Genomic DNA, 12,861 nt, shown 5'->3' on the forward strand with positions numbered 1-12,861 from the left:
CTGGGTGGTGGCTGTCCGCAATGGAAGCGCCCAAGCAGCCATGGTCCATCGCAATCCGGATCGCGCCGCGACTCCGCCGTCCCTGCCTTCCAGCCCTCCGCCGTCCGCCCCGCACCAATTCGGGCCGCACCCGGGCGGATTGGGGGAGCGGCTGTTCCAGGCGTTGGGCTCGGTGCGCTTCCTGATGCGCGCGTCGGGGGTGGCCTTCATCGCCGTGGTGAACGCGATGATCGGCTATGGCATCTGGCAGCACTATGCCGAGTCCATCGACGCCGCGGAACAGTCGACCCGCAACCTCGCCCTCGTCCTGGAAGAGCAGGCGGTCCGGACGGTGTTCGGCGTGGACCAATTGCTGACCGACCTGATGGCCGTGCTGGATGTGCATCCGGAGGGCCGGACGGTGGGCAGCACGGCGATCCACGACCTGCTGCGCGCCCGGCGCGACGCCATCACGCCCATCGCCGGGCTGGTGGTGGTGGACGAGCGGGGCATCACGCTGCACCACTCCGCGAACACGACTCCGCCGACCTTCAGCGTGGCCGACCGGGGCTATTTCGCGTTCCACCAGCGTCACGACGGGGCCGAGGGGGACGGGCTCTACATCGGGTCGCCGATTCCCAGCCGCGTTGTTCCGGGCACGGACGTGATTCCGATGAGCCGGCGCTGGAACCGCCCGGATGGCAGCTTCGGCGGCGTGATCGTGGCGATGATCAACCCCCTGAGGCTGGGACGCAGCCTTGAAAGCATGCGACCGGGGCTGAGAGGCACGGTCACGCTGGCCCTGGACGACGGGGTGATCCTGCTGCACCGGCCGCTGGTGGAGACCGGGCGGCGCCTGACGCACCTGCGCGAATGGCCGGACATCCAGGCCGTGGTCCAGAGCCGGCGGGAAGGCACGCTGGACACGGTTCTTCCGCTCGCCGGCAGCCCGAGCATCGCCAGCTTCCGCCGCATGCGCGACTACCCCTTCACAGTCGTCACCACCCTTCCGAAGGCCGACGCCCTGGCGGAGTGGCGGCGCGACAGTCTGGTGTGGACGCTGATGGCGCTGGCGATGACGGCGGCCATCGCTGTCCTGACCTGGTACGTGGAACGGCAGCAGGCCCGGCGCGACCAGGATCAGGCGACGCTGGCGCGCGCGTCACGGCGCATCCGGGGCATCCTGGAATCCATGGTGGACGCCGTGGTGACCATCGACGCCCGCGGCCGCATCGAGACCTTCAACCCCGCGGCCGAGCGGATGTTCGGTTACCTGGAAGCGGAGGTGGTGGGAAAAAGTGTCAACATCCTGCTGCCGGAGTCCTTTCACGCCGAGCATGACCGGGCCATGGCCGGCTACCGCCCCGACAGCGGATCGCGCATCATCGGCAACGACCGCGAGGTGGTGGCGCGTCGCCGCGACGGCAGCACCTTCCCCATGAACTTGGCCGTGAGCGAGCTGCGTCTGGACGTCACGGGCGGGGAGGGCGCCGAGCCGGGCGGCCCGCGCGTCTTCGTTGGTGTCATCCGCGACATCACCAAGCGCAAGCAGCAGGAAGCCGAACTGCTCGCCTCCAAGAGCCAGGCGGAAATGGCCAACCGCGCCAAGTCCGAATTCCTGGCGAACATGAGCCACGAGCTGCGCACCCCGCTGAACGCCATCATCGGCTTTTCCGAAATTCTGGACAGCGAGTTCTTCGGCAAGCTCAACGAGCGGCAGAAATCCTGCGCCAAGGACATCCACGACAGCGGCAAGCACCTGCTGGACATCGTGAACGCCGTGCTGGACATGTCGAAGATCGAATCCGGCCGCTACGAGTTGAACGAGGAGGTCATCGACCCCTGCGAGGCGCTACCGCAGTGCCTGATGATGGTCCGCGACCGCGCCAAGGACAACGGGGTGGAGCTGTGCAACGCCTCCGGCGGGGGGCTCCCCACGGTCTGGGTGGACCGCCGCGCTTTCAAGCAGGTGATCCTGAATCTGCTGTCCAACGCCGTGAAGTTCACGCCGGCCGGCGGCAGCGTCACGGTGTCGTCCCGGATCGAGGAGGATGGCAGCCTCGCCGTGTCGGTCGCCGACACCGGCATCGGCATCCCGAAGGACTTCATGGAACATCTGTTCCAACCCTTCCGCCAGGCCGACAACACCGCCAGCCGCCAGTTCGAGGGCACCGGGCTGGGCCTGTCCATCTCCAAGAACCTGATGGAACTGCACGGAGGCTCGCTGACCTGCGCCAGCGAACCGGGTGTGGGCACCACCATGACCGCCCGACTGCCCGCCAGCCGCATCGTCAAGCCGGGCGAAACGGCGGCAATGGTGGCCGCTGCGGCGCTGGTGTGAGGCGGCCGTAAGAGCTTCGCCGTAGGTTGGGCCAACCGAAGGGCGGCCCAACACCCGTTGCGCGAAATCGGCTTCAGTTCTCCGAACCGGGCACGGATGGTGGCGAAGAAGGCGACCATTCCGGAGAGTAAAGTCCCCGCCGAACACAGGCGTGAAAGGATGAATAAGGCCATTCGGAGGCAGAGGCGACAAGGCCGTGCTTCACCGGGTTCCAGTGAATGTAGTGCATGTGCGCGGCCAAATCCTGCTCGTCCCGAATGCGGTGTTCCCAATATCGGCGTTGCCAGATGGATTTTTCTCGTCTTGCCCTCCGGTTGGATAGCGTGGAGTCGCAAATGGATTCTGGGCAACGTTTTGAGAGCCAGCCCTTCAGCTGATTCCAGCGGACATCATAGCCAGCATCGCCTTCAGGCAGAGTCCAAATCGTGTGGAGGTGATCGGGAAGGACAACGATGGCATCGATGGTGAACGGGTGACGGGCACGGACCGCGCGGAACGCTCCCCGAAGCAGGTCGACGAATTGCGGGTCGGCGAAAAGCGGGCGCCGGTCCTGTGTCACGACCGTGAAAAAATAGGTTCCGCCGGGGGTGCGGTCACGGCGGTAACGCATAGGGTCCGCTCCGTGGTGTTGGGCCGCGCTGGCGCTTGGCCCAACCTACGTAGGCATTTTCCAAAAGAAAAGGCGCCTTGCGGCGCCTCTTCAAGAGATGCAGGAGATGTGGGAGGGCGGTGCCCTCCCACGTGACCCTTATCAGACGTCCAGCAGCAGGCGGCGCGGGTCCTCGATGCATTCCTTGATGCGGACGAGGAAGGTGACCGCTTCCTTGCCGTCGATGATGCGGTGGTCGTAGGACAGGGCCAGGTACATCATCGGGCGGACTTCGACCTTGCCGTTGACCACGACCGCGCGGTCCATGGTCTTGTGCATGCCGAGGATGGCCGACTGCGGCGGGTTGATGATCGGGGTCGACATCAGCGAGCCGTAGACGCCGCCATTGGAGATGGTGAAGGTGCCGCCGGTCAGCTCTTCCATGGAGAGCTTGCCGTCACGGCCCTTCTTGCCCAACTCGCCGATCTTGCCCTCGATGTCGGCGAAGCCCATCTTGTCGGCGTCGCGGACGATCGGAACCACCAAGCCATTCGGCGTGCCGACGGCGACGCCGATGTCGTAGTAGTTCTTGTAGACGATGTCGGTGCCGTCGATCTCGGCGTTGACGGCCGGGATCTCCTTCAGCGCCTGGATGGCGGCCTTCACGAAGAAGGACATGAAGCCGAGACGCACCTTGTGGCGCTTCTCGAAGTAGTCCTTGTACTCGTTGCGCAGCGCCATGACGTTGGTCATGTCCACCTCGTTGAAGGTGGTCAGCATGGCGGCGCTATTCTGGGCTTCCTTCAGGCGCTCCGCGATGCGCTGGCGCAGGCGGGTCATGCGCACGCGCTCTTCCTGGGCGGCGCGCGGACGGTCACCGGCGGTGCCGGCGGTCCACTGGTACTTCTGCGGGGCCGGGGCCGGAGCGGCGGCCGGGGCAGCCGCCGGCTTGGCGACATGATCGATCACATCGCCCTTGGTGACACGCCCGCCCTTGCCGGATCCGGCGATCTGCGAGGCGTCGAGGCCCTTTTCCTCGATCAGCTTGCGGGCGGCCGGGCCGGCGTCGGCCACGGCGGCGCCGGCACCGGCCGGAGCCGGGGCCGCAACCGCGGGGGCCGGAGCAGCGGCGGCCGGAGCCGCGGCCTTCGCCGGGGCGGCGACGGCAGCGCCGGCCTCGCCCAGAACGCCCAGCAGGGCGCCGACGCCGACATTGGCGCCGTCCGCGGCGACGATCTCGACCAGCGTGCCGGCGGCCGGCGCGTTGACCTCAAGCGTGACCTTGTCGGTTTCCAGCTCGACCAGCGGTTCGTCGGCGGCGACCGGCTGGCCGACCTGCTTCAGCCAACGGGCGACGGTGGCCTCGGAGACCGACTCGCCCAGCGTGGGGACCTTGATTTCGGTAGCCATAAGTTCCTCTCGTTCTTTCTTGTTTTACGCTTGGGCGTGGGTCAGCGGATGATCAGCGCGTCTTCCAGAAGCTTGGCCTGCTCCTGGTTGTGGCGCTTCAGAAGGCCGGTGGCCGGCGACGCGGCGGCCGGACGGCCGGCGTAGCTGGGACGGCGCGCCTTGTGCTCGATCGAGGTCAGGCTGCCTTCCAGGCGGCGGTCGACGAAGGTCCAGTAGCCCTGGTTTTCCGGCTCTTCCTGGCACCACACGACCTCGGCGTTCGGGTACTTGGCGAACTCCTCGGTGAGGGCCGAGCGCGGGAACGGGTAGAGCTGCTCCAGGCGCAGGATCGCGACGTCCTTGATGCCGCGCGTCGTGCGTTCCTGCAGCAGGTCGTAGTAGACCTTGCCGGTGCAGACCACGACGCGGCGGATCTGCTCGGCCGGCAGCAGGTCCGTCGCCGTCTCGCCGATCACGCGGCGGAAGTGCGTGCCCGTCGCCAGTTCCGACAGGTTGGAGACGCACAGCTTGTGGCGCAGCAGCGACTTCGGCGTAAACAGGATCAGCGGCTTGCGGAACGGCCGGCGGATCTGGCGGCGGAAGGCGTGGAACAGGTTCGCCGGGGTGGTCAGGTTGCAGATCTGCCAGTTGTCCTCGGCCGACATCTGCAGGAAGCGCTCCGGACGGGCCGAGGAGTGCTCCGGACCCTGGCCCTCATAGCCGTGCGGCAGCAGCATGACGAGGCCGGACATGCGCAGCCACTTCGACTCACCCGACGAGATGAACTGGTCGATGATGGTCTGGGCGGTGTTGGCGAAGTCGCCGAATTGCGCTTCCCACAGGGTCAGGCTGTGCGGCTCGGCGAGCGTGTAGCCGTATTCGAAACCCACCACGGCGGCTTCCGACAGCGGGCTGTCGTGCACTTCGAACGGACCCTGGTCGGCGCGCAGGTGGTTCAGCGGGATGTACTTGGCCTCGGTGTTCTGGTCGTACATCACCGCGTGGCGGTGCGAGAAGGTGCCGCGGCCGGAGTCCTGGCCCGACAGGCGGACGCCGTTGCCCTCGACCAGAAGCGTGCCGTAGGCGAGCGCCTCCGCCGTGGACCAGTCGATGCCCTCGCCGGATTCCAGCGACTTCTTCTTGGCCTCCAGCTGGCGGGCGATCTTCGGGTTGATCGCGAAGTCCTTCGGGTATTCGCACAGCTTGGCGCCGACTTCCCGGAGGATGTCGAGCGCGACGCCGGTGTTGCCCTTGCGCTCGTCGTCGGTCTGGGCGGCTTCCAGGCCGGTCCACTTGCCTTCCAGCCAGTCGGCCTTGTTCGGCTTGAAGGAGTTGGCCGCTTCGAACTCACCTTCCAGCTTCTTCATAAAGTCCTGGACCATCTGGTCGGACTCGGCCTGGGTGAGGACGTTCTCCTCGACCAGCTGCTTGGCGTACAGCTCGCGCGTGGTCGCGTGGGAACGGATCTTCTTGTACATCAGCGGCTGGGTGAAGCCCGGCTCGTCGCCCTCGTTGTGACCGTGGCGGCGGTAGCACACCATGTCGATCACGACGTCGCGCTTGAACTTCTGCCGGAACTCCGTGGCGATGCGGCTGACGTGGACGACCGATTCCGGATCGTCGCCGTTCACGTGGAAGATCGGCGCCTGCACCATCTTCGCCATGTCGGAGCAGTACACGCCCGACCGCGAGTACTGCGGGTTCGTCGTGAAGCCGATCTGGTTGTTGATGATGAAGTGCATGGTGCCGCCGGTGCGGTAGCCGCGCAGCTCCGACAGGCCCAGCGTCTCGGCCACGATGCCTTGGCCGGCGAAGGCCGCGTCACCGTGGATCAGCACGCCCATCACCTGCTCGCGCTCCAGGTCGTGGCGCTGCGCCTGCTTGGCGCGCACCTTGCCCAGCACGACCGGGTTCACCCACTCCAGGTGCGAGGGGTTGGCGGTCAGCGACAGGTGGACGATGTTGCCGTTGAAGTCGCGGTCCGACGAGGTGCCCAGGTGGTACTTGACGTCGCCCGAGCCCTGCACGTCCTGCGGGCTGGACGGGTTGCCCTGGAACTCCGAGAAGACGGCGGCGAAGGGCTTGCCCATGAAGTTGGTCAGCACGTTCAGACGGCCACGGTGGGCCATGCCGACGACGACTTCCCGAAGGCCGAGCTGGCCGCCGCGCTTCAGGATCTGCTCCAGCGCGGGGATCATCGACTCGCCGCCCTCAAGGCCGAAGCGCTTGGTGCCGGTGTACTTCAGCTGCAGGAACTTCTCGAAGCCCTCGGCGGCGATCAGGCGCTCGTAGATGGCGCGCTTGCCGTTCACCGTGAATTCGGTGTGGTTGCGTCCGCCCTCGATGCGCTCCTGGATCCAGGCCTTCTCTTCCGGGTCCTGGATGTGCATGAACTCGACGCCGATGTTCCCGCAGTAGGTCTTCTGCAGGATGTCGAGGATCTGGCGGAGCGTCGCCGTCTCCAGGCCCAGCGAGTAGTTCAGGAAGATCGGGCGGTCCATGTCGCCCGGGCCGAAGCCGTAGGTCGCCGGATCCAGTTCCGGGTGCGGCTCGCGCTTCTCAAGACCCAGCGGGTCGAAATGCGCGTTCATGTGGCCGCGCACGCGGTAGACGCGGATGAGCATCAGGGCGCGGATGCTGTCCAGCGTGGCCGCGCGGAGCTGCTGGTGGCTGATGCCGCCGTACACCTGCTGGGCATGGGCGACGAGGCCGCCGTTGCCGTTGCCCGCCACCAGGCCGTTGCCGGGGCCGCTTTCGAGCGACGCCGCGACGGGGTCCAGCGTGCCGTTGCCGAGCAGGCCGTCCTCCAGGCTCCAGGACGGGCCGTTCAGCTCATCGAGCACGGCGCGCGAGTCGTCGTCCAGCTCCTTGAAGAAGCCGTTCCAGCTCGGATCCACCGAGGAGGGGTCCTTCAGGAAGCGCGCGTACAGCTCGGCGACATATTCGGCGTTCGAGCCGAACAGGAACGAGGTCTTCTCCAGATTAGCCGACATGTCATTGCCTCGGGCGTTTCGCCCGGTTCCCTCTGAGATGATTTTTATTTGTCTTTGACCGGAGGAGCCGACGGCCCCTGGACCCCGGAACGGTGGGATCCAAGAGCCGTCAACCCTATGGCCAGGCCAGCGGGAGGCGGAGCCCCCCGCCGTTTCGGCTTATCAGCCCTTGAAGATCTTGAGCATGGTGGAGCCCAGGCTGGCCGGGCTGTCGGCCACGGCGATGCCGGCGCTCTTCATGAACTCGATCTTGAAGTCGGCGGTGTCGTTGCCGCCGGAGATCACCGCGCCGGCGTGGCCCATGCGGCGGCCCGGAGGAGCGGTGCGGCCGGCGATGAAGCCGACGACCGGCTTCTTGGTGCCGGAGTCCTTGATGAACTCCGCGCCCTTGACCTCGGCGTCGCCGCCGATTTCGCCGATCATGATGATGCCTTCGGTCTCCGGATCCTTCAGGAACAGCTCCAGGCTGTCCACGAAGTTGGTGCCGTTGACCGGGTCGCCGCCGATGCCGATGCAGGTGGTCTGGCCCAGGCCCGCCGCGGTCGTCTGCGCCACCGCTTCATAGGTAAGCGTGCCCGAACGGGAGACAATGCCGATCTTGCCGCGCTTGTGGATGTGGCCCGGCATGATGCCGATCTTGCACTCGTCCGGCGTGATGATGCCGGGGCAGTTCGGGCCGATCAGGCGGGTCTTGGAGTTGGTCAGGGCGCGCTTGACGCGGACCATGTCCAGGACCGGGATGCCCTCGGTGATGCAGACCACCAGCGGGATCTCGGCGTCGATGGCCTCCAGGATGGCGTCGGCCGCAAACGGCGGCGGCACGTAGATGACCGAGGCGTTGGCGCCCGTCTTCTCCACGGCGTCGGCGACGGTGTCGAACACCGGCAGGTCGAGGTGCTTGGTGCCGCCCTTACCCGGGGTGACGCCGCCGACCATCTTGGTGCCGTAGGCGATCGCCTGCTCGGAATGGAAGGTGCCCTGGGCTCCGGTGAAGCCCTGGCAGATCACCTTCGTGTTCTTATCGACGAGAACAGCCATCTTACGCGGCCTCCTTCACGGCCTTGACCACCTTCTCGGCGGCGTCGGCGAGGTTGTCGGCCGACAGGATCGGCAGACCGGACTCGCTGAGGATCTTCTTGCCCAGCTCGACGTTCGTGCCTTCCAGTCGGACGACCAGCGGAACGTGCAGGTGCACTTCACGGGCAGCGGCGACAACGCCTTCGGCGATGACGTCGCAGCGCATGATGCCGCCGAAGATGTTGACCAGGATGCCTTCGACGTTCGGGTCGGACAGGATCAGCTTGAAGGCCGCGGTGACGCGCTCCTTCGTGGCGCCGCCGCCGACGTCGAGGAAGTTGGCCGGCTCGCCGCCGTACAGCTTGATGATGTCCATGGTGGCCATCGCCAGGCCGGCGCCGTTCACCATGCAGCCGATGTTGCCGTCGAGCTTGACGTAGTTGAGGCTGTGCTTGGCCGCCTCGATCTCCGCCGGATCCTCTTCGGCCTCGTCGCGCAGCTCTTCCACGTCCTTGTGGCGGAACAGCGCGTTGTCGTCGAAGCTCATCTTGGCGTCGAGCGCCAGGATGTCACCGGCGCCGGTGACGATCAGCGGGTTGATCTCGACGATGGCGCAGTCCAGGTCCACGAAGGCCTGATAGGCGGCCGTGATGAACTTGGCGGCGGCGCTGACCTGCTTGCCTTCCAGGCCCAGGCCGAAGGCGACCTTGCGGGTGTGGTAGCCCTGCACGCCGGTCACCGGGTCGATGTTGACCTTGATGATCTTTTCCGGGTGCTTGGCGGCGACTTCCTCGATCTCCATGCCGCCTTCGGTCGAGGCGATGATGGTGACGCGGCCCGACGCGCGGTCGGTCAGCAGGCCGAGGTAAAGCTCGCGCTTGATGTCCGCGCCTTCCTCGACGTAGATGCGCTTGACTTCCTTGCCCTCGGGACCGGTCTGCTTGGTCACCAGGACATGGCCCAGCATCTCGCCGGCGTTCTTGCCGACCTCTTCGATGGACTTGACGACGCGGACGCCGCCCTTGCCCTCGGGGTTGTCCTTGAAGCGGCCGGCGCCACGGCCGCCGGCGTGGATCTGCGACTTGACGACCCACACCGGGCCGCCCAGCTCGCGGGCGACGGTCTCGGCTTCCTGGGGCGTGTAGGCGACGCCGCCGCGGGGAACCGCGACGCCGTACTTCTTCAGCAGGCCTTTGGCCTGGTATTCATGGATATTCATCGGGCGTCCATCTGTTTTTTTGGTCGGCTGACGATGGGCGAATAAAAGCAGGCGTTTCCTGCCTGGCTGCGCGCCGGGGCGAAGATCCGAAGAGGGGGCATTCGCCGTCGGGCGAGCAGGGCCGCGGGCACTTTACCACCCGGGGCGGCGGCTTCATACCGTCCGCCCCAGGCAATAAAGCCGCAGGCAAGCGCGCAGGCGACGAGAAGGAGCCTTAGGAGGCGGCCTTCTCAGCCTCCTGCTTCTTGACCACCTCGACGAGCTGCTTCACAGCGTCGACGGAGTGGTCGAACATCTTCTTCTCTTCGGCGGACAGCTCGATCTCGATGATCTTCTCGACGCCGCCGGCGCCGATGATCGTCGGGACGCCGACGTAGATGTCGTTCTGGCCGTACTGGCCGGTCAGGTAGGCGGCGACCGGAACGACGCGCTTCTGGTCCTTCAGGTAGGACTCGGCCATCTGGATGGCGGACGCGGCCGGGGCGTAGAAGGCCGAGCCGGTCTTCAGCAGCTTGACGATCTCAGCGCCGCCGTCACGGGTGCGCTGCACGATGGCGTCCAGCTTCTCCTGCGTGGTCCAGCCCATCTTGACCAGATCCGGCAGCGGGATGCCGGCAACGGTCGAGTAGCGGACGAGCGGGACCATCGTGTCGCCGTGGCCGCCCAGCACGAAGGCGGTGACGTCCTCGACCGACACCTTGAACTCGGCGGCCAGGAAGTAGCGGAAGCGGGCCGAGTCGAGCACGCCGGCCATGCCGACCACGCGCTCCGGCGGCAGGCCGGAAGCCTGCTGCAGCACCCACACCATCACGTCCAGCGGGTTCGTGATGACGATGACGAAGGCGTTCGGGCAGTACTTCTTGATGGCTTCGCCGACGGTCTTGCAGACGCCGGTGTTGATGCCGATCAGATCGTCGCGGCTCATGCCCGGCTTGCGCGGCACGCCGGCGGTGACGATCACGACGTCGGCGCCCTCGATGACCGAGTAGTCGTTGCCGCCGCTGAGCTTGGCGTTGAAGCCTTCGACCGGCGCGGTCTCGGCCAGGTCGAGGGCCTTGCCTTCCGGCATGCCTTCCGCGATGTCGAACAGAACGACGTCGCCGAGTTCCTTCTGGGCGGCGAGCAGAGCCAGCGTGCCGCCAATCTGGCCGGCACCGACGAGCGCAATCTTCTTGCGAGCCATGGAGCGTTCCCTAAGCGTGAGCGTCCCCCATTCAGCGGAGGACAGAACCGATTGAGTCAAGCGTCCTAGGGATCCAGCGCCCTGAGATTTCAAGGCCGGTTCCTAGCGCGATTCCGGCCCGAGGGCAAGCGTGACCGCAAGCATGGGTCCGAAACTGTGCATCGATTACGGCGAAAGGGCGGAACCGCAAACAAGAATCTGGCGTTCGTTCCGCGATCTGGAATATTTTTTATCGCTTTCAGGACATTCCTTCCGAGCTGAGAGGATGCTCATGCCCCGCTTCGCACCGGCTTTTCTGCTATCGCTGCCCCTGGCCCTTCCCCTGGCGCTGGGGGGCGCCGGCGGCGCGCTGGGACAAACCGTCGCAGACTTCGACGCCGCGCTGGCGGCGGCCCCCGTGATCGACGCGCAGCCGTCGGCGGCGGAGTCCTACTGCCGCCCGGTGCTGAACTACGTCTTCACCTCCATCCCGGCCGACGAGCGCAGCGGGTGGGTGCTGCCGCTGGTGACCCTCGACGGCTCCGCCGATCCGGCGATCGTCCAGAAGCGGACCGTCTGTGAAAAGGTGCGCCAGAGCGCGGTGATCCAGTTCGACGCGGGCACCGGCGAACCGATCGTCACGCCGCCGAAGATGAGCGACGTTTCAAGGGTGAACGGCCCCTACGACATGGGGCAGCCGGGTGTGGGCGGCGGCCCGACGGCGGCGCCGGCCGACGGCACCCAGCGCCGGACGGGGCGGCGCCCGGCCCAGGCCCAGCCCGTTCCGATCCAGTGACGGCTTACGGCTTCACGCCGTAGCGGGACAGCAGGCGGACCATCTCGGGTGGGGTGAGCGGGAAGCCGGTGCCCTGGCGCGCGTTGAGCACGGCGCGCGGCGGGATGCCGGCGACGCGCGTCTGCACCTGCATGGCGCAGCGCATGGAACAGCCGGCCCGCCAGACCAGCGCCGTCACCGCGCGGGCGTCGCCGGAGGCCAGGATTTCGTCCACCAGGGCGGGATGAACCGCGGCGCGCAGGGCCAGCGCGGCGCGCACGAACGCCCCCTCGTCCCAGGACAGGGCGTCGCCCACGACCGTTTCATCGAGCGCCCCGTGACGGTGCAGCCGGATGGCCCGGCGCTCCGGCGATTCGGCGGGGTCCCGCGCCTCCACCCAATCGACGCGGCGCCGGGTCACGGCGACGACCTCCGCCACCGTGGCCTCGTCGAAGTCGGGGCGGCGGCGCAGCACGTCCATGACCGTGACGTCCACGAAATCGGCCAGCCGCAGGGCAAGACGGCGGGGCAGGACGGGCCGCCGGGCGAGCTTCGGCTGCCAGTCCGGGTTCCGGGCGGACCCTTCGACCAGCCGTTCCAGCGTGTCTTCGGGGATGATGGCGCCGGTGTTGTCGAGCAGGACGCCCGTGGCCTCGGCGTGGCCTGTGCCGACGATCGCATCGGAGATTGGCGCGTTGACATGGGCGCGCCCAGAGATGGCCGACAGCGCCCAGCCCTCGGGCTGGGTGGCGATGACCGCCAGCAGGTCGGCGTCGGTCAGCGCGGCGCAGCAGCGCAGGACCGGCTCCGCCACCGAACGCTCCACGTCGCTGGCCAGCCTGCGCACGACCTCGGGCGGCGCGCAGGCGACGTCTTTCACGGCGGAGGCGAGCGCCGCGCGCACGCGCGTCACATGGTCGCGGGCCAGCTGCTCCAGCGCCCGCAGGGCGACGGTGGTCACCCGGTCGTCGCCATCCGCCGGCAGGTCGGGCAGGAGGCGGCACAGCTTGCGCGCCAGGGTCGCGCGTACGTCCGCGTCACCCATGCCGGCCAGCCGCGACTCGATCAGCGCGTCGCCGACGCGACGGGCCACCGCGCGGGATTGGTCTTGGCGGGAGGGCGGCGGGCACGGCTGTTCCACCGGCGGAATGGCGCGGGGAGCGGCGGAGGCCTCGTCGAACAGGTAGCCCAGCAGCTCCGGCGCCACGCCCTCGTTCGGGTCCTCCCGGGGAGCGGGAGGCGGCTGGATGAGCGTGCGAGCGGTCATGCGACCATCCAACGACGCGCCGGTTAATGGGCGGCTAATGCGCGCGTCTTGTCACGAGGAATGTGTCGCGAGGAAGGTGTCACGGGGCGGGCTCAAGTGGCGCATGCTGCGGCGCGGAAAGAAAAAAGGC

The 12,861-nt window shown here is 67.3% G+C and carries 9 protein-coding genes; 2 read left to right on the forward strand and 7 right to left on the reverse strand.

Annotation, left to right across the window (positions count from 1 at the left end):
* Positions 1–40 precede the first annotated feature (40 nt).
* Positions 41–2,320, forward strand: a complete 2,280-nt coding sequence (locus ACSVC7_RS00750) for an ATP-binding protein (protein WP_448204485.1) — start codon at positions 41–43, stop codon at positions 2,318–2,320.
* Positions 2,321–2,393: 73 nt separating this feature from the next.
* On the opposite strand, the gene ACSVC7_RS00755 is transcribed toward ACSVC7_RS00750, so the two are convergent.
* The 6 genes from ACSVC7_RS00755 to mdh form a co-directional block, all read right to left on the reverse strand.
* Positions 2,394–2,930 (reverse strand): REP-associated tyrosine transposase, encoded by a 537-nt coding sequence (locus tag ACSVC7_RS00755; RefSeq protein WP_448204486.1) that lies wholly within the window; start codon positions 2,928–2,930, stop codon positions 2,394–2,396.
* A gap of 141 nt (positions 2,931–3,071) precedes the next feature.
* A complete protein-coding gene (gene odhB, locus ACSVC7_RS00760; protein WP_448204487.1) occupies positions 3,072–4,319 on the reverse strand; it encodes a 2-oxoglutarate dehydrogenase complex dihydrolipoyllysine-residue succinyltransferase in 1,248 nt (415 codons plus the stop codon).
* Between the two features lie 41 nt (positions 4,320–4,360).
* On the reverse strand, positions 4,361–7,291 hold the full coding sequence (locus ACSVC7_RS00765) for a 2-oxoglutarate dehydrogenase E1 component (RefSeq protein ID WP_448204488.1): 2,931 nt from the start codon (positions 7,289–7,291) through the stop codon (positions 4,361–4,363).
* Positions 7,292–7,453: 162 nt separating this feature from the next.
* Complete coding sequence (gene sucD, locus ACSVC7_RS00770) at positions 7,454–8,329, reverse strand: succinate--CoA ligase subunit alpha (protein ID WP_448204489.1); 876 nt, start codon at positions 8,327–8,329, stop codon at positions 7,454–7,456.
* A 1-nt stretch (position 8,330) separates the two neighbouring features.
* On the reverse strand, positions 8,331–9,527 hold the full coding sequence (gene sucC, locus ACSVC7_RS00775; protein WP_448204490.1) for an ADP-forming succinate--CoA ligase subunit beta: 1,197 nt from the start codon (positions 9,525–9,527) through the stop codon (positions 8,331–8,333).
* A gap of 214 nt (positions 9,528–9,741) precedes the next feature.
* The gene (mdh, locus tag ACSVC7_RS00780; RefSeq protein ID WP_448204491.1) at positions 9,742–10,710 is read right to left on the reverse strand and encodes a malate dehydrogenase; all 969 of its coding nucleotides are present in this window, start codon (positions 10,708–10,710) and stop codon (positions 9,742–9,744) included.
* A 271-nt stretch (positions 10,711–10,981) separates the two neighbouring features.
* Here mdh and ACSVC7_RS00785 point away from each other — a divergent pair, with 271 nt between their 5' ends.
* Entirely contained in the window at positions 10,982–11,485 is a 504-nt protein-coding gene (locus ACSVC7_RS00785; RefSeq protein ID WP_448204492.1) for a hypothetical protein, read from the forward strand.
* A 4-nt stretch (positions 11,486–11,489) separates the two neighbouring features.
* Here the strand turns inward: ACSVC7_RS00785 and ACSVC7_RS00790 are convergent, their stop codons facing one another.
* Positions 11,490–12,731: a DUF2336 domain-containing protein gene (locus ACSVC7_RS00790; protein ID WP_448204493.1), complete on the reverse strand. Its 1,242-nt coding sequence runs from the start codon at positions 12,729–12,731 to the stop codon at positions 11,490–11,492.
* Positions 12,732–12,861: the final 130 nt, after the last annotated feature.

This window comes from Azospirillum mesophilum, from assembly GCF_053470405.2.